The sequence below is a fragment of the Sorangium sp. So ce381 genome (genome assembly GCF_051473845.1).
Taxonomy (GTDB): domain Bacteria; phylum Myxococcota_A; class Polyangia; order Polyangiales; family Polyangiaceae; genus Sorangium; species Sorangium atrum.
On sequence record NZ_CP150336.1, the window covers coordinates 7466400 to 7489065 of the forward strand.

Annotated in this window: 17 protein-coding genes; 4 read left to right on the plus strand and 13 right to left on the minus strand. The window is 71.6% G+C overall.

Features of this window, described 5'->3' with window-relative positions:
- Window positions 1-67: 67 nt before the first annotated feature.
- The 5 genes from WMF29_RS27775 to WMF29_RS27795 form a co-directional block, all read right to left on the minus strand.
- Window positions 68-1732, minus strand: coding sequence for an MFS transporter (locus tag WMF29_RS27775; protein ID WP_437323155.1), 1665 nt, complete (start codon window positions 1730-1732; stop codon window positions 68-70).
- The gene (locus WMF29_RS27780) at window positions 1729-2502 is read right to left on the minus strand and encodes an SDR family NAD(P)-dependent oxidoreductase (RefSeq protein WP_437323156.1); all 774 of its coding nucleotides are present in this window, start codon (window positions 2500-2502) and stop codon (window positions 1729-1731) included. The genes WMF29_RS27775 and WMF29_RS27780 overlap by 4 nt, the downstream gene beginning before the upstream one ends.
- A complete protein-coding gene (locus tag WMF29_RS27785) occupies window positions 2499-3617 on the minus strand; it encodes a hypothetical protein (protein ID WP_437323157.1) in 1119 nt (372 codons plus the stop codon). The genes WMF29_RS27780 and WMF29_RS27785 overlap by 4 nt, the downstream gene beginning before the upstream one ends.
- The gene (locus tag WMF29_RS27790) at window positions 3614-4855 is read right to left on the minus strand and encodes an enolase C-terminal domain-like protein (protein ID WP_437323158.1); all 1242 of its coding nucleotides are present in this window, start codon (window positions 4853-4855) and stop codon (window positions 3614-3616) included. Before WMF29_RS27790 ends, WMF29_RS27785 begins: the two co-directional genes overlap by 4 nt.
- A 445-nt stretch (window positions 4856-5300) precedes the next feature.
- On the minus strand, window positions 5301-5516 hold the full coding sequence (locus WMF29_RS27795; protein ID WP_437323159.1) for a hypothetical protein: 216 nt from the start codon (window positions 5514-5516) through the stop codon (window positions 5301-5303).
- Window positions 5517-5691: 175 nt separating this feature from the next.
- Between WMF29_RS27795 and WMF29_RS27800 the strand changes: the two genes are divergently transcribed.
- A complete protein-coding gene (locus WMF29_RS27800) occupies window positions 5692-6552 on the plus strand; it encodes a PAS domain-containing protein (protein WP_437323160.1) in 861 nt (286 codons plus the stop codon).
- Between the two features lie 69 nt (window positions 6553-6621).
- Here WMF29_RS27800 and WMF29_RS27805 read toward each other — a convergent pair whose 3' ends face one another.
- Together WMF29_RS27805 and WMF29_RS27810 are read right to left on the minus strand one after the other, a co-directional pair.
- Window positions 6622-7233, minus strand: a complete 612-nt coding sequence (locus tag WMF29_RS27805) for an antibiotic biosynthesis monooxygenase family protein (protein WP_437323161.1) — start codon at window positions 7231-7233, stop codon at window positions 6622-6624.
- Window positions 7234-7288: 55 nt separating this feature from the next.
- Window positions 7289-7729, minus strand: a complete 441-nt coding sequence (locus WMF29_RS27810) for a hypothetical protein (protein WP_437323162.1) — start codon at window positions 7727-7729, stop codon at window positions 7289-7291.
- A 249-nt stretch (window positions 7730-7978) separates the two neighbouring features.
- Between WMF29_RS27810 and WMF29_RS27815 the strand changes: the two genes are divergently transcribed.
- Complete coding sequence (locus tag WMF29_RS27815; protein ID WP_437323163.1) at window positions 7979-8515, plus strand: GNAT family N-acetyltransferase; 537 nt, start codon at window positions 7979-7981, stop codon at window positions 8513-8515.
- Between the two features lie 304 nt (window positions 8516-8819).
- On the plus strand, window positions 8820-12764 hold the full coding sequence (locus WMF29_RS27820; protein WP_437323164.1) for a protein kinase domain-containing protein: 3945 nt from the start codon (window positions 8820-8822) through the stop codon (window positions 12762-12764).
- A gap of 15 nt (window positions 12765-12779) precedes the next feature.
- On the opposite strand, the gene WMF29_RS27825 is transcribed toward WMF29_RS27820, so the two are convergent.
- From WMF29_RS27825 to WMF29_RS27840, 4 genes are read right to left on the minus strand one after another with little or no spacing between them, the layout of a single operon-like run.
- Window positions 12780-13550, minus strand: a complete 771-nt coding sequence (locus WMF29_RS27825; RefSeq protein WP_437323165.1) for a response regulator — start codon at window positions 13548-13550, stop codon at window positions 12780-12782.
- Window positions 13547-15082 (minus strand): sensor histidine kinase, encoded by a 1536-nt coding sequence (locus WMF29_RS27830; protein WP_437323166.1) that lies wholly within the window; start codon window positions 15080-15082, stop codon window positions 13547-13549. Before WMF29_RS27830 ends, WMF29_RS27825 begins: the two co-directional genes overlap by 4 nt.
- Window positions 15079-15987, minus strand: coding sequence for a hypothetical protein (locus WMF29_RS27835; RefSeq protein ID WP_437323167.1), 909 nt, complete (start codon window positions 15985-15987; stop codon window positions 15079-15081). The genes WMF29_RS27830 and WMF29_RS27835 overlap by 4 nt, the downstream gene beginning before the upstream one ends.
- The gene (locus WMF29_RS27840; RefSeq protein WP_437323168.1) at window positions 15984-16715 is read right to left on the minus strand and encodes a sensor histidine kinase; all 732 of its coding nucleotides are present in this window, start codon (window positions 16713-16715) and stop codon (window positions 15984-15986) included. The genes WMF29_RS27835 and WMF29_RS27840 overlap by 4 nt, the downstream gene beginning before the upstream one ends.
- A gap of 1045 nt (window positions 16716-17760) precedes the next feature.
- Here WMF29_RS27840 and WMF29_RS27845 point away from each other — a divergent pair.
- The gene (locus WMF29_RS27845; protein ID WP_437323169.1) at window positions 17761-18834 is read left to right on the plus strand and encodes a GDSL-type esterase/lipase family protein; all 1074 of its coding nucleotides are present in this window, start codon (window positions 17761-17763) and stop codon (window positions 18832-18834) included.
- Window positions 18835-18962: 128 nt separating this feature from the next.
- Here the strand turns inward: WMF29_RS27845 and WMF29_RS27850 are convergent, their stop codons facing one another.
- Together WMF29_RS27850 and WMF29_RS27855 are read right to left on the minus strand one after the other, a co-directional pair.
- Window positions 18963-21605 carry a pentapeptide repeat-containing protein gene (locus WMF29_RS27850; RefSeq protein WP_437323170.1) on the minus strand — a complete coding sequence of 881 codons (2643 nt, stop codon included), beginning with the start codon at window positions 21603-21605 and terminating at the stop codon, window positions 18963-18965.
- Between the two features lie 73 nt (window positions 21606-21678).
- Window positions 21679-22521, minus strand: a complete 843-nt coding sequence (locus WMF29_RS27855) for a hypothetical protein (protein ID WP_437323171.1) — start codon at window positions 22519-22521, stop codon at window positions 21679-21681.
- Window positions 22522-22666 lie beyond the last annotated feature (145 nt).

Sequence of the window (22666 nt, forward strand, 5' to 3'; positions counted from 1 at the left end):
TGGACAAGCAGGGTTCAAGGGGTCGACGCCATCGCGGAGATGCGATGAGGCGCGCCCATGGCGGTGATCACCGATCGCCTCCTGGCGCGCGAGACGACTCGACCTCCGCGGCGGACGGGCCCGTGTAGCCCTTGGCGGCAGCGCCCTTCCCCTCGATGATGGGCCGCCCGTCGCGGTCGAGCTTGACGAGCTCCGCCTTGGTCCCCGCGGCCGTCGGCCAGAGGTACCAGCGCGCGTCCATCCAGCCCACGTGGGCGGCGGGGCCCTCGACCGGCGCGCCCGTCGCTTTCAGCTGGGCCTGCCGCGCCGCGCGGTACTGGTCGAGAGAGGTGTACGCAGGGCGGTTGAGGGCGAACTGCAGCCCCGCGATGCTGGCGAGCATCACCAGGCCGCCGGCGACGACCGCCACGTTCGGCACGCGCCGCTTCGGCGCGACCGGCTCGACGCGCGGCAGGATGAGGTGCAGCGCGAGCAGGCCGACGAGGTACAGCGTCCCCGCGAGCAGGAACGGCAGGGCGTACGAGCCCGTGGCCGTGAGCGCCCAGCCGACGAAGATCTGGAAGAGCGCTCCGCCGGCGACGCCGAACGCGGTCATGACGCCGACCACCGTGGCCATCGCGGGGCGCGGGAGGGCGTCCGAGACGAGCGTGTAGAGGTTGCTGCTCCAGCCCTGGTGCGCGGCCGCGGCGAGCGACAGGATCGCGACCGCGACGTAGATCGTGGGGATGCCCGCGACGCTCGGGACATCGACGAGCAGCCCGACGGACATCACCGGCACCGCGGAGAGCGCACACGCGAGCATCGCGAGCTTCCGCGCCGTGCCGACCGATCGGCCGCTCGCGATGAGCCTCGACGACAGCCAGCCGCCGCCGATCGCGCCGCCGTCGGCCACGAGGAACACGACGGGGATCGCGTAAGCCATGAAGGTCGGCTTCAGGTTGAACTCGCTGACAAGGAACTTCGGCAGCCAGGTGAGGTAGAACCACCACGGGGCGTCGGTGAAGAACTTCGCCGCCGCGACCGCGTAGACAGGCCGCATCCCGAACACCTCGCCGACGCCGAGGGACCCTGTCGCCTCCTTCGCGTCCGAGCGGATGTGCGCGAGCTCCTCGGGCGATACCTTCGGGTGCTCCTCGGGCCGCCGGTAGAGGCGCGCCCAGAAGAAGATCCATATGACGCCGACGCCGCCCAAGAGGAGGAAGCACGTCCGCCAGCCGTACGACTCCGCGATGCGCACGGCGAGCAGCGGGGCCAGGATGGCGCCCACGTTCGATCCGCAGTTGAACAGCCCGGTCGCGAGCGCCCTCTCCTTCTTGGGGAACCACTCGGCCACGGTGCGGACGGCGGCCGGGAAGTTACCGGCCTCGCCCACCCCGAGCAGGAAGCGGATCCCGGCGAAGCCGGCGAAGCTGGCGACGATGGCGTGGCCGGCCGAGGCGACGTTCCAGAGCAGGAACGTCGCGCTGAGCCCCTTGTGCGGGCCGACGCGGTCGATCCAGCGCCCGACGAACACCATGCCGAAGCCGTAGGCGAGCAGGAAGCTCACGTTGATGAGCGCGAGATCCGTCGGCCCGAGGCGCAGCTCGTTCTCGAAGAACGGGATCAGCAGGGAGAAGAGCTGCCGATCGAGGTAGTTGATCGTCGTCGCGAAGAAGAGGAGCGCGCAGATGGTCCAGCGCGTGCGGGTCATGACGCCGGCGGTCGCCGGGGCCACGGGAGACGCTGCGGTCATTGGTTCACCCCGGAGGCGAGGAATCCACCGTCGACTGTGATGCTCGTGCCGGTGATGAAGCTCACCGCGTCAGAGCACAGGAAGAGGGCCGCGCCGACCAGCTCCTGCGTGTCGCCGAAGCGGCCGAGGGGCGTGCGCGCGAGCAGCTCCTGACCGCGCGGTGTGCCGTTGAGGAGGGCGCGGTTGAGGTCCGTCACGAACACGCCCGGCACGAGCGCGTTCGTCCGGATACCGTGCTTCGCCCACTCGGCGCCGAGGCTGCGGGTGAGCGCCAGCACCGCCGCCTTCGACGCTCCATAGGCCGCGACCTCGTGGAACGCGACGAAGCTCGACAGCGAGGCGATGTTGACGATGCGGCCCCGGCCGCTGTCCTTCAAAGGGCCATGGAAGGCCTGGCAGGCGCGCAGCATGCCGGTGACGTTGGTGTCGAGCAGGCTGGCCCACTCGGCCTCTCCAACATCGGCGGTGGGCCTCCGGAAGGTCCGACCGGCGCAGTTGACGAGGATGTCGACGCGGCCGAACGCCTCGAGCACGCGGTCGCGCAGGGCGTCGAGCGTCGCGCGATCGCCGACGTCGCACGCCGCCTCGATCGAGCGGACGCCCCGCTCGCGGATCTCGGCGGCGACGGCCTGCACGCGGTCCGCGCGGGTGCCCGTGGCGACGGTGTGGGCGCCCGCCTCGGCGAGGCCGAGGGCGATCGCGCGCCCGATGCCGGAGGTGCCACCGACCACGACGGCCGTGCGGCCCGAGATGTCGAAGCGGTTCGTCATGCTCCCAGCCAGTCCTTCGCGATGCCCCCGAGGAGCGCCCGCGCGTCGCGCTCGATCTGCGCGTCGGTCGGCGGGACGGGCATCGCCCCGTAGCGGCGGGTCAGCGCTGAAGCGATCGACCGCCGCGAGTGGCGCCACTTGTAGATGAGCTGATCGAGGACGCGCGCGTCGGAGTGCTGCGGCACGAAGGTCGGCCCGAGCATCTCCAGGCGCATCATCGTCGTCTCCTCGATGAGGCTCGGGTTGTTCATGAACCACCAGCAGCCGAACGGCAGGACGTTGGCGAACTTGCGCGCCACGACGCAGAGGGGGTGGGTGTTCTCGCGCGCGAGCGTCGTGACGAGGAAGCGCACGTCGGGGTTCTCCGCGGCGAGCCGCTCGAGCGGGATCAGGTCGACCGTGCTCACGCCGTCGCCGGCCACGCCGAGGCGGGGGTTCACCGCGCGCCGGACGCCGATCATCATGGCGAACGGCAGCCCGTGCTCGCGGCACGCGTCCAGCACGGCCCGGGGCGGCGCCGAGACCTCGTTGACCGAGATCGCCAGGTAGCGCGGCCTCATGCGGGCGATCCACCGCTCGAGCTCGGACGCGAGATCGCTCGCGTGGATGAGCCGATCGAGGCGCAGCGCCGTGTAAAACCGCGGATCGGGCGTGGCGCCCGACTCCCAGATCGCGCGCTCCGCCGGGTCGGTCGGATCGTTCGTCATCGCGAGCGCGCTCACGCCCGAGAGCCGCAGCACGTCCTCCACGTGATCCTCGACCCGGCGCTCGGCGAAGAAGGCGCGGGCCTCGCGCAGATCCGGCGCGGCGGGGTCGAGCCCGAACGCGGCGAGCACCGTCGCGACGCCCGCGGTGGCCTCGGACAGCGGCGATCGGCGGACGAAGAGCGACGCCCACACGAGATCGGCCTGCGCCTTCTTGTCGAGCGCGAAGAACGCCTCGGGCGTGACCTTCGGCTCGGCGCGCAGCGTCTCGGCGACGAGGTAATGGTACGTGAGGAGCTCGTCGACGCCCCAGAGGTTCAGCGCGGGGAACTGGGGCGCGAAGAGGTGGGTGTGAAGATCGATGATGGGCGCGGCGTCGACGGCCGTGGCCACGCGCTCGGCGAGGGTCATCTCGGCACCTCGGGGATTCGGTCGTCCTTCGGATCGGCCCAGCGGTCGTTCGGCACGGTCGCGCACCAGGCCGGCCGCAGCGGGTCCTTGTCGTAGGGATAGGAGCCCAGCCGGCGGTACTCCTCGGCGTAGTGAGCGAGCTTCTCGCGATCGAGGCGGACGCCGAGGCCGGGGCCGGCGGGGACGCGGATGCGGCCATTCCGGTACGGGAGCGGGCCTCCCTGGATCACGTCGTCGCGCAGGTGGTGATAGTGCGCGTCGGCGGCGAACGAGAGGTTCGGGATGACGGCGCCGAGGTGCAGCATCGTCGCGAGCTGCACGCCGAGCTCGCCCGAGGAGTGGACGGCGACGCCGAGGCCGAACGTCTCGCAGATCCCCGCCGCCTTCACGCACGGCCGGATGCCGCCCCAGAACGTCGTGTCGAGCAGGATGACGTCCACCGCCGTGTCGAGGACGTTCGCGGCGAGCTGCTCGAAGCCCACGACCACGGTGTTGGTCGCGAGCGGCATCCGCACCTTCTCGCGGGTGCGCCGCATCGCGTGGAGGCCGAAGACGGGGTCCTCGAGGTAGTCGTTGTTGAGGTCCTCGATCGCCTGCCCGAAGCGGATGCCCTGCTCCGTCGACCAGACCGCGTTCGGATCGAAGCGGACGCGATCCCGGCCCACGGCGCCGGCGACCGCGCGGTAACACTCGAGCTCGTAGTCCGGGTGGAACACGCCGCCCTTGAGCTTGTGCGAGGTGAACCCGTGGTTCTTCTTCAGCTCCTTCGCCTGCTCGACGAGCTGCTCCGGCGTCCGCACCTCGCCTGATCCGTCGGCGTTCGGGTAGCGGAAGAAGAGGTAGGACGCGAACGGCACCTCGTCCTGCAGCTTGCCGCCGAGGAGATCGTGGACCGGCACGCCGAAGGCCTGTCCGAGCAGGTCGAGGCACGCGAACTCCAGCGCGGCGAGGACCTGGGTGCGGTTGTTGTAAAGAGAGGCCGTCGGGTTCGCGATCTTGAACCGCATCTCCTCGAGGCGGGCGGGGTCGTGGCCGACCAGGTAGCCCTTCATCGCGCGGAACACGGCCTCGGCCGACTCGCCGCCGCCGCCCATCTCGCCGAGCCCTATCAGCCCGTTGTCCGCCTCGATCTCGACGATCGTGCGCACGAAGCGGCCCCAGTGACAGCCGTTGGCGTGGCGCAGAGGCGCCTCCAGCGGCACGGTGACGGTGGTGGCGCGGATATCGACGATTCTCATGCGGGACGGGACTCCAGGGGCCCCCCAGCGGTCCGATGTGCCTCGACAAGAGGCATCCCGACGGGGCAGTGACACCTGCCTCGGCGGGCCATCGCTCGACCTCCTGCAGAGCGCAGGGAACAGATCAGCGAGGTAACGAGTTATATATGTAACGGCCTCGTTTGGAAGGAGACTTGCCGAACGGCCCGGATGAATTCCCGGACCGCGACAGAGTGATCACACCTCGCGGTCGAATCTGGACGGAGCCCATCGCCCCGCCGACGACGCCGCGCGGGAGGGGGCTCCGGGGGGCGCGCCGAGGTCGCTGCGGCGCGGCACCGTCACGCCGGAGCCGCGCCGAGGCGGGGGTTCACCGCCGCTCGCTGTCCAGGTGCCGCATCTGCTCGGCGCCGTAGCGGTCGCCGGAGATCGCCGCCAGCGCCGCGAGCACCGTGAAGTCGTCCGTCTAGGACGGCCGTTCGAGCGCGGCGAGCGCATCGTCAAGCTGTGCGGGGGTCTCCGCGCCGATCACGGGGACGAACGCCGGCTGCCGCGCGAGCACCCGCGCGATCGCGAGCTGCCCGGTCGTCGGGCCCCGGAGGGCGGCGAACTCCACCGAGAGCTGGACGAAGAATATAGACATGAATTTCGTACGCCTCCTGTCGAGCGCCTGCGTCGTCATGTAGCGGCAGTTAGCAAGGCGAGGCACACGCTTGCGCTCGGTGGACGCTCGGTGGAGCACGCCAACACGTCTCCGGGTCTCCGCGGTGATCCGCCGCATTTCTGCCCTTGCATGGCCATCCACGATGGCTGATAAAGAGAGGCTGGTCGGGGTCGGGGGAGATGGGCTTGGCTGAATGGCGTTCACGCTCCGCTGCATCGACGTCTCGGACTGGAAGACCTTCGGGCTGCTGCAGCTCGTGATCGACACGATCCCGGATCCCATCTTCGTCAAAGATCGGCAACATCGCTGGATCGCCTGCAACCCGGGCTTCTGTAGGTTGATCGGGCAGCGCTACGAGGATCTGATCGGCCGCAGCGATCCGGACTACTGGCCGAAGGAGCAGGCCGAGATCTTCTGGAGCTACGACGACGTCGTCTTCAACTCGGGTGAGCCGAGCGAGAACGAGGAGAGCGCCACGGGCTCGGACGGGGTGGCGCGCACGATCTGGACCCGCAAGTTCCCCATGAAGAACGAGCAAGGGCAGGTGGTCGGCCTCTGCGGGCTCATCACGGACATCACCGACCTGAAGCAGCGGCACATGGAGGCCGAGCGGATCGCGGCCGAGAACCGGGAGCAGCGCGCGATCATCCAGATGCAGGCGGAGCTGCTCGATCGCGTGGCCATGCCGGTCATCCAGGTCTGGGAGGGGATCCTGCTCATCCCGCTGGTCGGCGAGATGAGCGATCGGCGCGCGTCCCAGGCGCTGGAGAGCCTGCTCGCGGCCATCGGGCAGCGGCGCGCAGAGTTCGTGATCCTCGACATCACCGGCGTGCCGGTGATCGACTCCGCCGTGGCGCGCCACCTGGTGCGCGCCGTGCAGGCGGCAGAGCTGCTCGGCTGCCGGAGCGTGATGGTGGGCATCGGCCCGGAGATCGCCAGGACGCTGGTCGGCCTGGGCATCGACTTCGGCCGGATCACCACGCAAGGCACGCTCCAGAGCGGGCTCGCCTACGCGATGAGCCGCCTCAGCGGGCAGCGCGCGGCCGCCCGCTGAGCCCGGGGGCTCGCCCCGCCGGCGCAGGCGATGCCGGCGCGCGCAGGGCGCGGCCGCCGCCGCGTCGGCTCATGGCGCACGAGCGTCGAGCGCCCGGATGCGACGGACCGAGTCGGCCATCGTGATGCCATCGGTCTCGGCCGTCTCCCAGTGGGTGACCACATAGGTGGGCTCGAGCAGCTCGTCCGCGGCGTCGATCGCCGCGAGGTGGGCCTGGCCCATGACGAACTCGTACATCGCGTCGGTCGAGGCCCACACGGCCAGCGTGCGCCCGGAGCCACAGGACGGCGACTGGCCCAGCTGGAGGGCCAGGAGGCCGGGCTGTGACGCGAGGTCCGCCTGGATCGCCCCGAAGATCTGCCCGTATCGCTCCATCACGGCCTCGCCCCGCCGTGGAACCCCGTACGTCGCGCTGACCGTGTACGACGACCCCTCCGGAGGCGGCCTGAGCTTCCCGGTCTCCGGATCGACGCCGGGCCCGCTCAGCGTGTCTGCCTCCAGATCGGCTTCGAGCACGCCCCCCGTGCACTCGGCGAGGGGAGGGTCGGCCGTCTTCCCGTCGGAATCGGAGCTGCACCCCGACAGGATCGCGCCGAGCGCCGCGATGACGGCGGCGGCGAGCGCGCCCGAGGAGCGATCGATCGTCGCGCTCGGCATCTTGTCGAATCCACGTGTCGTCATGGTCATGGTCCTCTCTGCTCTGTCCGTTGCCGGAGGCTCTGTCCGTTGTCGGGGCTCAGTCAGCGCGCGAGACGATCCCGAAGACGAGCTCCGGGAACGTCCGCGCGAGGCGGCGTGAGTGGAAGTTCGCCTTGCGACCCATGCTCCGCACCTGCACCGGTGTGCCGGGCGGCGGCGCGTCGCCGACGGTGACAGCCCATGTGAGGCTCTCGCCGGTGCGCACGGCGACATAGGTGTACGGGCCGGCCGGGAGCCGCTCCTCGACGAGGCCTGCGATGGGCGCGCGGTCGGCGGCGGCGCGGGAGAGCTGGCCGAGCGGGTTGCCGGCCGCCGCGTCGAGCGGCCCGGCGGCCACAGAGGGCCTGTCGAGCCGCCACGCGAGCACGACGAAGAGCGCCGCGAAGACCGCGAGGCCGAGGAGCGGCTTCACGAGCCGGCGCCGGGCGGATCGCGGCGCGGAGCTCCGCGCGGCGCGGGCCGAGGAGACGAGCGTCATCTGTGGCTCCTTGCGATCACGCGTCGGGCCTCCCTCCGTGGGGGCGCCGCTGCGTGACCGGATGGACCTCAGTTCCCGGACGGTCCCGGAACGTTCAATCGACGCCGCTCTTTCGTCCGCGGCGGCCCCGAGCAGCCGCGGCGTGCGGCGTGCGGCATCGACGACCCCCCAGGGGTCGCCCTCCCCCGGAGCGCCGTCGCACCCCGATGTTGCGGGTGGGCCCGTGGCTGCCTAGCCTGAGCATCCCCGATGACATCGACGTTCATTCGACCTGCCGTCGAGTCCGACCTGCCTCACCTACCCGAGATCGAGCGCTCGGCGAGCCGCGCATTCCGGGGGACGGACCTCGACGTCGAGGCCCTGGCGAACGCGACGCCGGCGGAGGGCTGGCGCGGCGCGCTCCGGGCCGGGACGCTCTGGGTGATGGACGACGGCACCGGCACGCCTGTCGCGTTCCTGGGCGCCGAGGCGGCCGGCGAGGAGCTCCACATCCGCGAGCTCGACGTCGTCCTCGACCGCCAGGGGCAAGGGCTGGGGCGACGCCTGCTCGCCCACGTCATCGCGTGGGCGCGGGCCGCGAGGCTGGAGGCGCTGACCCTGACCACCTTCCGGACCGTGCGCTGGAACGGGCCGTTCTACGCCTCCATGGGCTTCCGCGAGCTGTCGCCGGCCGAGACGCCCCCGCGGCTCGCGGAGATCCTCGGGAACGAGGCGCGCCTGGGCCTCGACCCGGCGCAGCGCTGCGCCATGCGGCTCGACCTCCATCGCGGTGACAGCGCTTCGTAACGATTCCTGTCCAACTCGGTCCACGCCGCGATGGGCCTTTGAACCGATTGAGCGGGTCCGCGGACAGCCATCTTGGGGTAGATCGAGCCCGCCATGACAGGGCTCGATCCATGAGCACCGCGTGGGAGTGGGTCGTTCCGATTCGACAGAAGCACTTCGGCGAGCGGCTCGCGGAGCTCGGAATCGGACGATGCGCGTCCGCGCCGGCCGAGCTCGCCTGCGCACATCGCGCGGGCGCCACGGCACGGTCGCGCCGTCCGTCCGCCTTGCCTCGCGCTCCAGTGAAGGTGCATCCTTCACGCGCATGCTGCCTGGCAGGCTGCTGGACGGCCGCTTCGAGCTGGCGGAGATCGCCGGATCCGGCGGCATGGGCACCGTTTACCGGGCCCTCGATCGCTCGAGCGAGACGGTGGTCGCCGTCAAGCTGCTGCGCAAGGCGGCGGACGCGCGCGCGCAGGCGCGCTTTCTCCGCGAGGCAGAGACGCTCTCCCGGCTGGAGCACCCCCACATCGTGCGCTACGCGACGCACGGCATGGCGCCGACGGGGGAGCTGTACCTCGCGATGGAGTGGCTCTCCGGCGAGAGCCTCTCGGATCGGCTGGCGCGGCAGGAGCTGCGCATCGACGAGTCCATCGCCCTCGTGAGGACGGTGGCAGACGCGCTCGGCGCGGCGCACGCGCGCGGGATCGTGCACCGCGACATCAAGCCCAGCAACCTCTTCCTGGTCGAAGGCGCGCTCGATCGGGTCAAGCTCCTCGACTTCGGCATCGCGCAGCTGGCGGACGCCTCGAAGCGGCTGACGCGGACGGAGGCGGTGCTGGGCACGCTGGGCTACATGGCGCCGGAGCAGGCGCGGGGCGAGCGCGACACTCTGGACGCGCGCGCGGACATCTTCTCGCTCGGCTGCGTGCTGTACGAGTGCCTGACCGGGAAGCCGGCGTTCCGCAAGCAACACCCGATGGCGCTCGTGTGGAAGCTGCTCCTGGAGGAGCCGCCGAGGACGAGGGAGCTGCGGCCCGACGTGCCCCACGCGCTCGACGAGCTCGTCGCGCAGATGCTGGCCAAGGATCCCTCGGCGCGGCCCGAGGACGGCGCGGCCGTGGCGCGCACCCTGGACACGCTCGGCGCCTGGAAGACGGGCAAGGTGTCCTCGGCTCCCCTTCCCGGCGCGGTCATCACCACGGGCGAGAAGCGCCTTGTCTCGATCGTTGCGGTCCGGCCGGCGCAAGCCTCGTTCTTCGAGTCGACAGAGTCGCTGGATCTGCACGCGTCACCGCCGAACGCGCTCGCCGTGGTGCGCCGCGCGGCCACGCCGCTGAGCGCGCAGGTGGAGGAGCTCGGCGACGGGATGGTGGTGACGCTCGTGGTGAGCGCGGGCAGCGCGACCGACCAGGCGGCGCTCGTCGCGCGCTGCGCGCTGCAGATCTGCGCGCAGCTCCCGAGCGCGGCGGTCGTGCTGGTGACGGGGTGGGGCGAGCCGGCGGGTCGATCGCCGCTCAGCGAGGTGCTGGACAGGGCGGCCGCCCTGCTCGACGAGGCCGCCGCGCCCGGCCGCGCGGAGAGCCGGCGCGAGGGCGTCCAGATCGACGCGGTGACGCGCGCCCTGCTCGACGTGCGCTTCGAGGTCGTGGAGCGGGGCGGGATCTCCTGGCTCAGGGCGGAGCGCGAGATCGGCGAGGGGCCGCGCAAGCTCCTGGGCAAGCCGAGCCCCCACGTCGGACGCGAGCGGGAGCTGCGCCACCTGCTCGACCTCGTCGACGAGAGCTTCGCCGAGCGGCGCGCCGCGGTGGCGCTGGTGACCGCCGCGGCGGGCATGGGCAAATCGCGCCTGCGCCACGAGGCCGTCGAGGTGCTGCGCCAGCGCCACCCCGACGTGAGCCTGAGCGTCGTCCGCGGCGACTCCATCGGCACGGGCGCCGCGTTCGCGATGCTCGCCGGATCGCTGCGGGGCGCGCTCGGGATCGCCGCGGGCGAGGCCGTCGACGTGCGGCGACGGAAGCTCGCGCAGGCCCTCGCGCCGCTGTTCTCGGGCGAGGAAGGGCTACGGGTGGCCGGGTTCCTTGGCGAGCTGCTCGGCGTCGCCCCCCTCCCCGACGAGGATCTGCCGGCGCTGCGGGCCGCTCGGCACAATCCGGCGCTGATGGCCGAGGGGATCCAGCGAGCGTACCTTGACTACGCGCGGGCCGTGACGGGCGCGCGCCCCGTGCTCGTCGTGCTCGAGGATCTCCACTGGGGAGACGCGCCCTCGATGGGGATCTTCGACCGGGCGCTGCGGGAGCTCGGCGACCGGCCATACGCGGTGCTCGCCTTCGCCCGGCCCGAGGTTCACGCGGTGTTCCCGAGGCTCTGGGCCGAGCGGGGCCTCTCGGAGCTCCGGTTGCGCGAGCTGCCCGCCCGCGCGGCCGAGCAGCTCGTGCGGAGCGCGCTCGGCGGCGCGGGCGGGCAGCTCGCGCCCGGGGAGATCTCCGCGCTCGTCCAGCGGGCCGGGGGCAACGCCTTCTATCTCGAGGAGCTCATCCGGGCCCTGGCGGAAGGGCGCGGCGGCGCGCTGCCGGAGACGGTGCTGGGCATGGCGGAGGCGCGCCTCGCGGCGCTCGGGCCCGAGGCGCGGCGGCAGCTGCGGGCGGCGAGCGTCTTCGGGGAGGTCGCCTGGGTGGGCGGCGTGCGCGCGCTGCTCGGCGCCGGGACGTCGGGGACGAGCGAGCGCGACGCGTGGGCCGAGCTGGTCGAGCGCGAGATCATCGAGCGCCGGCCGAGCTCCCGGTTCGCGGGCGAGGAGGAGATCGCCTTCTGCCACCCGCTCTTGCGGGAGGGGGCCTACGCGATGCTGACGGATCGCGACCGGGCGCTCGGCCACCGGCTCGCCGGCGAGTGGCTGCTCGAGGCCGGCGAGCAGGATCCGATGGTGCTGGCCGAGCACTTCGCGCGGGGCGACGACCCGGCACGCGCCGCGGAGCAGTACCTGCGCGCGGCCGAGCTGGCCCTGCGCGGCGCCGACGTGCCCGCGATGCTCACGCGCGTTCAGAAGGGGCTCGACTGCGGGGCCACGGGGGAGACGCTGGCCGCCCTCCACGTCCGCCAGATGGACGGCCTCCTCTGGAGCGACGCCCACGACGAGGCCTACAGGGCCGCGCTCCGGGCGCTCGAGGCCTCCGCTCCCGGCAGCCACACCTACCGGCGCGCCTTGATCGGCGCCCTGAGCTACATCGTGAGCTTCGACGACCGAGGGGCGCTCGACGCGCTGCTCCCGCGGCTCGATCCAGCGGATCTCCCCGCCGATCTCCAGGGGGCGGAGCTCGCTTGCCGGATCGTCCTCTGCCTGCTGTGGGAAGGGATGCCCGCGCTGGCCGAGCGGTACCTGAGCCGACTCGAGAGCGACGTCGCCAAGGAGCTCGCGAGCGATCCGCGCGCCGAGATCTGCGCCCAGATCGCGCGGGGCGCCTGGCTGTGCCAGGCGGCGCGCGACCCGTGGGGGGCGCTCGACGCGCACCTCGCCGTGGTGCGGCACTTCGAGTCGCTCGGCCATCAGCTCTACGGGCTCGTGGCGTCGGTGCTCGCGGCGATGGACTGCGTGTGGCTCGGCGCCTTCGACGCCGCCGAGCAGCACCTCGATCGCGTGCTCACCGCCGAGGGCGCGCCCGGCTTCATCTCGAGCCGCGCGCTGACGTTCCGGATCGTCACGCTCCTCGAGCGGCGAAACCTCACGGAGGCGCTCGAGCAAACCGGCGCCGCGCTCCAGCGGGAAGCCACGACGCCCATCGCCAGGAGGCGCAGCGCGGCGACGCGCCTGCTCCGCGTCGAGGCGCGCTGCCTCCTTGGCGAGCTGGTCGAGGCGGAGGAAGAGCTCCGCGCGGTGGGGGACCCGGCCGCGCTGATGCCCCCGCTCCAGGCGACGCACCTGTCCTTGATGGCCGAGATCCGGCTCCGGCAGGGGCGCGCGGAGGAAGCGGCCGCGCTCGCCCGCGAGGCGCTCGCGGCGGAGCGGCGCGCGGGCGCGGTCTTCACGCCTCGTCAGGAGGCGCTCCCGGCGCTCTACGCCCAGGCGCTCCGCGCGAAGGGCGACGTCGAGGAGGCCCGCGAGATCCTCCGCGCGGCGCGCGACGATCTGCTCGCGCGCGCCGACCGGATCGGCGACCCCGCGTTCAGGAGAGGCTTCCTGGAGGACGTCTCCGCCAACGCCCGCACGCTCGCGCTCGCCCGCGCGTGGCTCGGCGAGGTCCCCTCGCCAGCCGCACGCGCGCCCGCATGAGGTGGGCGCGCGCGCTCATCCCTGCGCCGCGTCCCCGCGCGCGCGGGCGATCGTGTGGATGAGCTCGTGCGCGTCGAACGGCTTGTGCAGGCACGCGTACCCGCCCTTGCTCATGATGGCGCTGACCATCTCCGGGACCGCGTGGCCGGTCATGGCGATCACCGTGACGCGCCTCTTCAGCCCCCGCATCTGCGCGCACGTCGTGACGCCGTCCTGATCGGGCATGACGAGATCGAGCACGCAGACATCGATGCCCCGCTCGCTGACGTACTGGACGGCGGCCCGCCCATCATGAACGGCGAGGGCCGACAGCCCCGCGGCCCGGAGCACGGCCACGATCGAGTCGGCGACCTTCGGGATGTCGTCCACCACGAGGACCGCCGGCGAGTCCACCGCGCGAGCGACGATGCGCGCGAGGTGGTCCATCGAGAACGGCTTGTGGATCACCGTGTACACCCCCTCGGCGATCGCCTCCTCGATGAGCTTCTCGAGCGCGAACGCGGTCATCAGCACGACGGTGAGCTCCGGCTGGATCCTCTTGAGCTCCCGGAACGTCTCGACGCCGTTGAGCCCGGGCATGCGGATGTCGCTGATGACCAGCGTGAACGCCTGCTGCCGGACGAGCTCGAGCGCGTGGATGCCGTCCCTCGCCTCCACCACCTCGTAGCCCTCGAGCTCGAGGCTGGCGGCGAGCGTGACGCGCATGCCCTCCTCGTCGTCGATCACGAGCACCCGCTTGCCCCGCTGCGCGGCCTCCTGCACCTGCATGGCTTGCCCCCCCGTCATGCGCCCTGAGTTCCGGTCGGCGAAAGGGATGGCTCCGCGGCCTCCGGCTCCTCGCGCACCGGCAGCCGCACGACGAAGGTCGTGCCGTTGCCGAGCGCGCTCGTCGCCGCGATCGTGCCGCCGTGCCGCTCCACGATCCCGGCGCTGATCGCCAGGCCGAGGCCCGTCCCCTTCAGCTTGGTGCTGAACAGCGGCTCGAAGATCCGCGCGAGCGTCTCCTCCGAGATGCCCGTCCCATCGTCGACGACCGAGAGCGTCACCCCGTCGCCCGTCCGCTCCGCGGCGATGCGCACGCGCCCCTCGCGCTCGGCCGGGATCGCCTCGGCCGCGTTCTGGATCAGGTTCACGAGCACCTGCCGGAACTGGTCCTTGTCGATCTCCACGACGGGGAGCGTGTCCGGCACGTCGTTGTCGACGCGCACGCGCGGCGGGATCTCGACGACCGAGATGGCGTCGTCCACGAGGGGCCTCAGCGCGCACGCCGCGAAGCGCGGCCGCCGCTCGCGCGCGAAGTCGAGCAGGTTGCCGATGATCTTGGTGCACGCCGCGAGCTCTTTCTCGATGATCGAGAGGAACTGCGTCACGCGGGGCTCCGCGCCGAGCTCGGTCCCGGCGAGGCGCTTCTTGAGGTAATGGTTCGCGTTCCGGACGGCGCCGAGCGGGTTCCTCAGGTCGTGCCCGACGCTCGCCGCGAGCTGCCCCACCGCCGCGAGCTTCTCCATGCGCATCCTCGCCTCCTGGGCGGCGCGGAGGCTGGCCGCCATGTGGTTGAACGCCGCGCTCATGCGACCGAACTCGTGCTCATCGAGCTCGGGGAGGCGCAGCTCGAGATCCCCCTGGGCGATCCGCCGTGAGCCTTCGAGCAGCGTGTTGAAGCCGCGGTCCACCGAGCGGAGGAGCCGCCCGAGCAGCACGACGAGGACGAGCAGCGCGCCGCCGGTCGCCACGGCGCCGAGCACCGCCACCCGCGCCCGGAGGTGACGCTCGTCGTCGAGGATCCTGGCGACGTCGCGCTCCGCGTCGTGCACGGCCGCGCTGATGTGCGGGAGGAACCCCGCCTTGTACTCGCGGTCGGAGAGCTGCACGAACATCTCGTGTCGCTCGTTCGTGCGCTCGCGCTCGACATGGGTCGTGGCCGCCACGCCTTCGGCGATGCGCTCGAAGCTCTCCCGCATGAAGTGGATGTGCTCGATCTCCTCCGTCGATTCCTCGTCGGTCTCCCTGATCTCCTCGTCGGCGCGCATCGCCCTCTTGCGCGCCTCGATGGCGTCGAGATCGCGCGCCGTGGCCTCGCCCGCGCTCGTGAGCTCCGCGCTGATGCTGCCGTGGAGCACCGACTTGACCGCCTCGTTCATGTAGCGACTGGCGTTGCTGGCGAGGGTGACGTGCAGCCTCAGGTCGTCGTAAGACGCCTCGGCGCGCCGCTGGAAGACGAGCATCTCCGCGATGGCGAAGTAGAAGGCGCCGCCGGCGACGAGGACCGCCGCGAGCGCGACGCCGAAGATGGAGGCCAGTGTGGCTCGAATGCTCATGGGGAGCGGCTCCTGCTTGCGTGCTTCACGTGGTCGTCGCCGTCGCCCGCGAGCTCGATCTCCCTCGTGAAGAGGAGCATGAGCCCGGCGTCGGGCGTCTCCCCCGCGAGGCCGAGCTCGAGCGCGGCGCCGAGCTCCAGGCCGCGCGCGGGGTGCCAGAGCACGCCGGGCGCGATGAGCAGCGACGTGGTGTCCTCGAGCTCGGCGGCGAGCTCGAGGGTCGGCACCACGTCGCCGAGCGGCACGATCACGCCCAGCGAGGCGCCGGGGCTGAGCTCCGCGGCGTCGCGCCCCGCTGCCGGGAGCCGGATCTCGGCCGACGCGGAGATGCCCACGTGGACGCCCCCGATCGCCTTGTCGAGGCTCACGAACGGCTCCAGCGCATACCCCGGCGCGCCGAGCCCGCGCGCGCCGGCGGGGAGCCCGGCCCCGAGCCCCGCGGACAGCGCGAGCCCGAGCCCCCGCTCGTTGACGAGGTTGTACAGGGCCTCCAGCTCGACGGAGCCGAGCCCGGCCACGACGCCGCCGTCCTGGCGCGCGAGCTCCAGGGGAAGCTCTCCCCCGAGCTGCAGGCGATCGGTGATACCGAGCTCCAGCAGCAGCGGGATGCGGAAGCCGACCTGGCGCCCGTCGCGTTCCCACCTCGGCGCGCTCGTGATCTGCAGCTCGAGCGCCTCCTGCGGAAAGGCCGTCTCGCCGAGGAACAGCTCCTCGATCGGCGGCCGCGCCGGCTCGTCCTCTGCCTCCGTCCGCTCCGGCTCCGCGGGCGCGGCCGCCGTCGAGGCGACAAGGAGCGAGACCAGCGAGGCCCGGGGGCGCGCGCGCCGCGCGGAGGGCCTGGCCGCTGGTTCCCGGGCCGCCGGCGGGCGCCGCGCGCGCCCTGCGGGCTGACCGCCCACGCTCACGGCGCCGGCTCCGATCCGACGTCGCCGAGCGCCGGCGCGGCGGCGAGCGGCAGCGCGATGACGACCGACGTGCCGGGCGCCCGCTGCTCGACGGCGAGCGTCCCGCCGTAGCGGCGGGCGACCCGCCTGGCGATGTTCAGCCCCAGGCCGGAGTGACCGGGCTTGGTCGTGTAGAACGGCCGCAGGATCGCCTCGCTGTCGGCCTCGCAGGCGGCAGGCGCCGTGTCCGTGACCTCGATGCAGTACCGCGCGCCGCTCGCGGTGCCCCGGACCGTGACCACGCCGTCCCCCGGCGTCGACTCCACGGCGCTCTCGATCAGGCACCGCACCGCGACGGCGAGCTCGATCGGATCGGCATCGACGTCGCCGTCCTGGGCCGAGAGGACGATGCGGGCCCCGGACGTGCCGATCCGCGCGCACGCCGCCGCGCGGCGCACGCAGCCCGCCGCGCTCATGCACACGCTCCTGCGGTTGAAGACCCTCGCGGCGTCGACCGACTCCTCGAGCCGCGCGCTCGCCGCGATCACCTCCTCGTCGATGATCCCGAAGAACTCCTCGATCCTCGGATCCGACGAGTAGGCCGCGTCCCGCGCGACCTTCCGCTTGATATAGAACGACGCATTCCGGACGATCGCAAAGCGGTTGCGCAGGTCGTGACGCAGCACGGACAGGATCTCGTCCGCGACCGCAGCCTGCTCCGCTGCACCCAGGGGATCCCAGCTGTTCATGCCGTTCCTCGCTCCTCGGCCCTCGCGAACGGCGCGGCTCGCGTGTCGCCGCCGACGAGGAGCACTCGAACCCTTCTCTGCACCATCGCGCCGACGCCGCCGTCGCCTCGACCGTGCGAGAGCTCGGGATGAGTTCTTAAAGACACTGACACAAGCGCCGTCTCCCTGGGGCCATCGCGCGCCCGAGCCTCGCGCCGCTGCGTCGCGGGCGCACGAGAGCACGCCTGGCCGATCCGTGCCATCGGTCACGTCTGCACGTCTGCACGTCTGGTGCGACGCCACCCCTCAACCAGCGTCACCCTTGATAAACATACGTGACAAAGCTTGTGTCAGTCAACGGCATAATAATGCCCTCCACAGCACATCTCCATTCAACGGATTTCCGTCCACCTTCCGCCCTCGTGCCCCTTGCCCTGCATCACGGTGATTGCCGTGGTTGCCCAGCCTGCTGGCCAATACGTCGCTGGACATCGCCGTGTGTCGTGAACGAACCGCCGCGGCTCTCCTCTCCACGAGCGCGGCGTTGGTGCGGCGGGTGGACGGGCGGAGACGCTCGACCGCGCATCCCAGGCTCCGAGGGCCGACAGCAGGCAGACGTGCCGTGTGCGGAGCGACTCACGACCATCGGCGCGTCCCGGGGTGACGGCGCCGGGAGCGGGCGCCGAGCGCCACACGTCCAGGCGACAGCCGCTCGCGCCGGCCTCGATTCTGCCACCGCTTCAGATTTGCGATGGGTGTGCTCCGGAGCGCACCCTGGCATGCGGATCCGAAAAAAAAACGCCTCTCCGTGATTGGTTCGGAGCCGTTCAAGACACAGTGACGCGAGCCGTGCTCGCTCCCCGTCGCCCCCGCCGCTCGCCTCGTCGGCGTTGCCTTGCCGCTCGCGGCGCGCCCTGCGCCCGCAGCGGCGCGCGCTCGTCGCGCCGCTGGCCTGGCGCCTCGACCGAACGTGCCGTGACGGCCTGCGGGACCGGGAGGCGAAGGGCCAGCGCCATCCGGCGTGGATGGGGCTGGTGCTCGTGTCGTGACTGGAGGAAGCATGTTCATGGACTGGAACGTTCGATCGGCCGCGCGCGCGCGCGGCCGGATGCTTGCGCGGGTGTCCTGTCTCGCGCTGCTCACCGCCGCCTGCTCCGCCGATCCGGAGACGGCAGCGGGCGGCGCCGGCGGAGGCGGGGGGACGGGCGGAGCGGGCGGGAGCTCGCAACCAGAAGCGAGCAGCGCGAGCGCGAGCGCGGGCAGCACCGCGATCTCGGCCGGCTCCACGGGCGGCGCGGGGGCCGGGGGCGACGCGCCCGCCGGCTCGGGAGGCTCGGCGGGATCTTCAGGTGGGCCGAGCGGCAGCGGCGGCGCGGGCAGCGGCGGCGCTGGCGGCGCGGGGCCGCTGCAGGACATCACGATCTGGATCGCGGGGGACTCGACGGTCGCCAACGGGCAGACCCCCTGCCCGACCGGCTGGGGTGGCCAGTTCGCGGCGCTCTTCGACGAGCGGGTCACGGTGGTGAACAGCGCCGTCGGGGGCCGCAGCGTGCGCACGTGGCTCTACAACGTGAAGACCACCATGGATAGCGCGGGGGAGTGCGAGCTCGAGCGTGACTCGAGCGGCGAGCCCGTACTGCAGAGCAGGTGGGTCCAGATGCTCGACGGCATGAAGCGGGGCGATTACCTGTTCATCCAGTTCGGCATCAACGACGGCTCGAGCACGTGCGATCGGCACGTGGGGCTCAACGCCTTCAAGTCGAGCTACGGGATGATGGCCCGCGCCGCAGAGGAGCGAGGCGCCCAGCCCGTGTTCGTGACCCCCGTGAGCGCGATCTCCTGCAACGGGAGCACGGCCCGGGGGACGCGCGGCGGCTACGTGACCGCGACCCACGAGGCGGGCAAGGAGTACGGCGTGCCGGTGATCGACCTGCACGAGCTCAGCATTGCGCTCTACAACACCCTGGGCTTCTGCCCTGTCCCCGGGGGCGACGTGAGCGCGACGACCAGCGGCCCCGTCGGCGAGTTCTTCTGCGATGATCACACACACTTCTCGCGCTCCGGCGCGGTGCAGATCGCGAAGGTCATGGCCGGCGCTGTCCGCGATCAGAAGCTCGGCCTGGCTGCGTACCTCGAGTGATCCGCGCCGGCGCGCGCCGGCCAACGCCGCGCCGCCCTCGCGGCGCGGGCCCCCTCGGAACCTGACGAATCGTACAGGCTGACCTCGCTGTCGCCGGCGGCGACCGTCAGCTCGACGCCCGGGTAGCTCTACTGCGGGAGCCTGGCGCCGTCGAACCTGGCGCCGTCGAGCTTGGCGCCAGTGAGCTTCGCGTACCGCAGGTCCGCATCGCGGAAGTCGGCGCCGCGGAGGTCGGCGCCGTCGAACTCGGCGCCGGTGAACTCGGCGCGGGCCAGCTTCGCTTCGCGGAGGTCGGCGTTCGAGAAGACGACGCGGCCGCAGCGAGCGCGTTCGAGATCCGCCCCGCGGAGGTCGGCGCGGCGGAAGACGCAGTCGTAGAGATCGACCCCCTCGAGGCGCGCGTCCGAGAGCTTCGCCTCTTCGAACGGGATCACCGTGAGGTTTGCCTTTCGCAGGTCGGCTCCCGTGAGATCGATGCCCGAGAGCTGCACGAACCCGCCGCTCAACGTGCGCCAGCGCGACCGCCAGCGGTTCCAGCGCTCGATGCCGTCTTTGACCTCACCTCGCAGCATCGCGCGCGACTCTTCGAACGTAGGGAGCAGCATCTCGATGAGCTTCTTCTCGCTCAGCTTGATGACTTTGTCGCCCTTGGCGATGCGCGCGTCGATCTCGGTCTCCGCCTTCGACGGGACGTGCTTCGCGTACGGAATACGCGCGCCGACGAAGTGCGTCGCCTCCTTCGCCTTCTTCGCGACCGCGCCGCCGAGCTCGATCAGCATGTCTTCGCGGAACTCGCGCGACGTGCGCACATCCATCGCCGAGCTCTGGAATCTGCCTGCATAGAGAATGCATGTCCCGACGAGGCGCTCCTCGAACATGCCCTGCGGCTTCTTCTCTGCCAGCGGGGTGAAGCCGAGATCGAAGGGAGCGACACGCTCCTTCGCGCCTTCGATCGCGCGGATGGCGAGGTTGCCGTGCCCGTCGATGTGCGCGATCTCGGCTCCGTCTTCGGAGGCGGTGAGCGGGAGGATCTCGAAGCCGTGGAACTCAACGTCTTCCGGAGCCTCGGGCTCGTCGAGCCATTTGCCCGTCTCGGCGTCGGCCGTCCTCGTACGGCCCGCGGAGTCGACGACGACCGCGCGGGCATCGTCGATGAACGCGACCTGCCCGAGGCGCTTGTCTGGATGGGAGAGGGTAGCTGTCACCTCACCCGAACGCGGATCGATGAAGACAAGCGCGCTGTCCGACGAATGATTGCTGATGTCACGATCGATGCTGACGGCGATCCATCCGACGCGCGAGACGGCGACGCCGCCGCAGTACTCGGGCGCACCGCTCTCCAGCTCGATCGTCTGGACGGGTGTCTCCGGATCGTCGAGCCGCCAGATCCGGACCGCGTCGGACACCGAGACGGCCCAGGTGTCGTCGGACCCGAACGTGCAGGCCGACACCTTGGCGTCGTGCGAGAGCGCCGCGGCGCGGACGCCGCGCGCACGGTCCCAGAGCTCGACGTTCGACGCGACGGGGAGCATCACCGTCTTTCCGTCGCGCGAGACCGCCGCCACGCCCTGGGGAGAGATCGCGTCGTTCGCGAAGATCGCCTCGCCCTTGTCGGTGATCTCGCGCACCACGACGGCGTTTTGGGGCTCGACGATGAGCAGCTCTCCCTGCGGGAGGTTCGCGAGCGCAGCGGGGCCCCTCGCGCGCCGCTCGCTGACCGTGCCGTCGGTCCTTCGCCAGGACCAGATCCCTGACGAGCCGGCGACGACGACGCGCTCGCGGCTCAGCGCGATCGCGTGCGGCGCGTCGATCCCGAGCTCGCTCGAAGCCGGCTCACCGTCCGAGGTCCAGATGCCGATTCCAGACGCCGTCGAGCCTGCGGCGAGCCACTTCCCGTCGCGCGAGAGCGCCATCGCGGGGCCCTGGCCGTACGCGTGGTGGCGAGGCGTGCGGACGCGACGGATCTCCGCGCCGCTGCGCTTCCACCAGCGAAAGTAGCGATCGTTGCCTTGCGAGACCACCGTCTTGCCGTCGGCCAGGAACGCGAGCCAGCGACAGCCGGCCGGCCCCGCGTCCTGCTCGCCCGAGCCATAATCTTCCTGGAAGCGATGCGAGCCCAGGAGGAGGACGGGCTCGAGCGATGCGCCGTCCCAGAGGTGGACGTCGCCTTGTCCGTGGCCGCCGGCGAGCACGCTGCCCTCGGGTGAGAACGCGAGTACGAGGATCTTGGAGCTCTTTCGCTGGGCGAGCTCCTCCTTCGACTTGCGATCGAAGACGCGGACGATGCCCTTCTGTCCGCCGGTCGCGAACGTCGCTCCGTCGGGTGAGAAGGCGAACGCGAAGATCTCGCCTGCGGGCTCGCTCAGGTCGTGAAGTCGGTCGCCGGTACGCGCGTCGAAGACGCTGGCGACGGAGTCTTCGCCGTAGGTCGCGACGCTCGCGCCGTCGGCGCTCACGGTGGCGAAGGCGAACTTCTTCGTCGCCTTCTCTCCGAGCTTCCACGAGAGCTCGCCGTCCTGGCCGAGGCGCGCGATGGATCCACGCGCCCACAGGAGAAGGTCGCCGTCAGGCAACGCGGAGACGCCAGTGAAGCAACCGGTCACCGTCTGCTCGTCGAGGGCACGACCGTCGTCGACGGCGAAGCGATGCACCTTCGTGCGCTTTTCGCCGGTCACGAGCGCGACGAGCGTCTTGGAGTCCGGAGAGAAATCGAGACCAGTGAAGTTGCCGGGCGCGTTGAAGCGGGTGGCGCCGAAGACCTGTCGGATCATCGAACCCATCTTATTCGGATCCGTTACCTTTCAGCGCCCCATCGGTCTTTATTTTCGGACGTGAATCGTTCCGTCAGAACCCGATGTCCTCGCGGATGGCGACCACGATCTTGCAGTGGTTCACGAGATCGTCCGTCGTCTTGACCTCGGTCGTGTAGTTGAGGCCGTACGGCCAGAAGTGCTGCGTGTCCGCGTGAACGACGTCGCTCTCGTTGCCCGTGATGACCCTGAGCTGGCGCGTCGCCGCCTCGCCCGTGAAGACGCCGTCCACCACCAGCGCGCCGAACTCGCGGCTGCCGACCCCCACGGTGTGACCGATCTCGTGCATGGCGGTGATGTAGTTCATGGAGCTCGTCGCGCCGAACCTGATCGAGCCATTGACGTTGCCGTCGGCCGTCGCGACCGACGGCACGTAGGACACCGACAGGCGCTTCTCGATGCTCGTGTGACAGTTGTAGTACGACAGCGCCTCATCCATCGCGCTCGTGATCTTGTCGTAGGCAGACTGCTGCTCCGCCGTCGGCGAGGCGACCTTCGCGAGCGTGTAGGTGATTCCCCCCGTCCCCGGGCAGCCGGTGCCCGCGCCGCCCGCGCCGCCGTCGCCCGCGCCGCCGGTGCCCGCTTCGCCCGCGCCGCCCGTGCCGCCGGTGCCGGCGCCCGCGCCGCCGGTGCCTGCGCCGCCCGTGCCCGCTTCGCCCGCGCCCGCGCCGCCGCTCCCCGCGGCGCTGCCGCCCGTTCCGCCGTCTCCTCCGGTCGCGCCGCCTCCCGAGGTCTGTCCGCCGGAAGCGGCCGCGCCGCCGCTCCCGCTGGCGACGCTGCCGGCGTCCGCGGGGCTGTCACCCGAGCCCGCGCACGCGACCGGACCAGCCGCCGCCAGCGCGAGCAAAACGATGTGGGTCGCCAGTTGCCTCAGCATGTTTCGTGCTCCTTCCACAAAGGATTGAAAAGCATTGAATCGTCTCTCACCGTCGGAGGAAAGCTCGCAGCTCCCCTCGCGCGTCGCGCGCCGACGAAGTCCGCGATCTGCCCTCTCACCGACCGTGCCAGAGGTCAATTCGCCG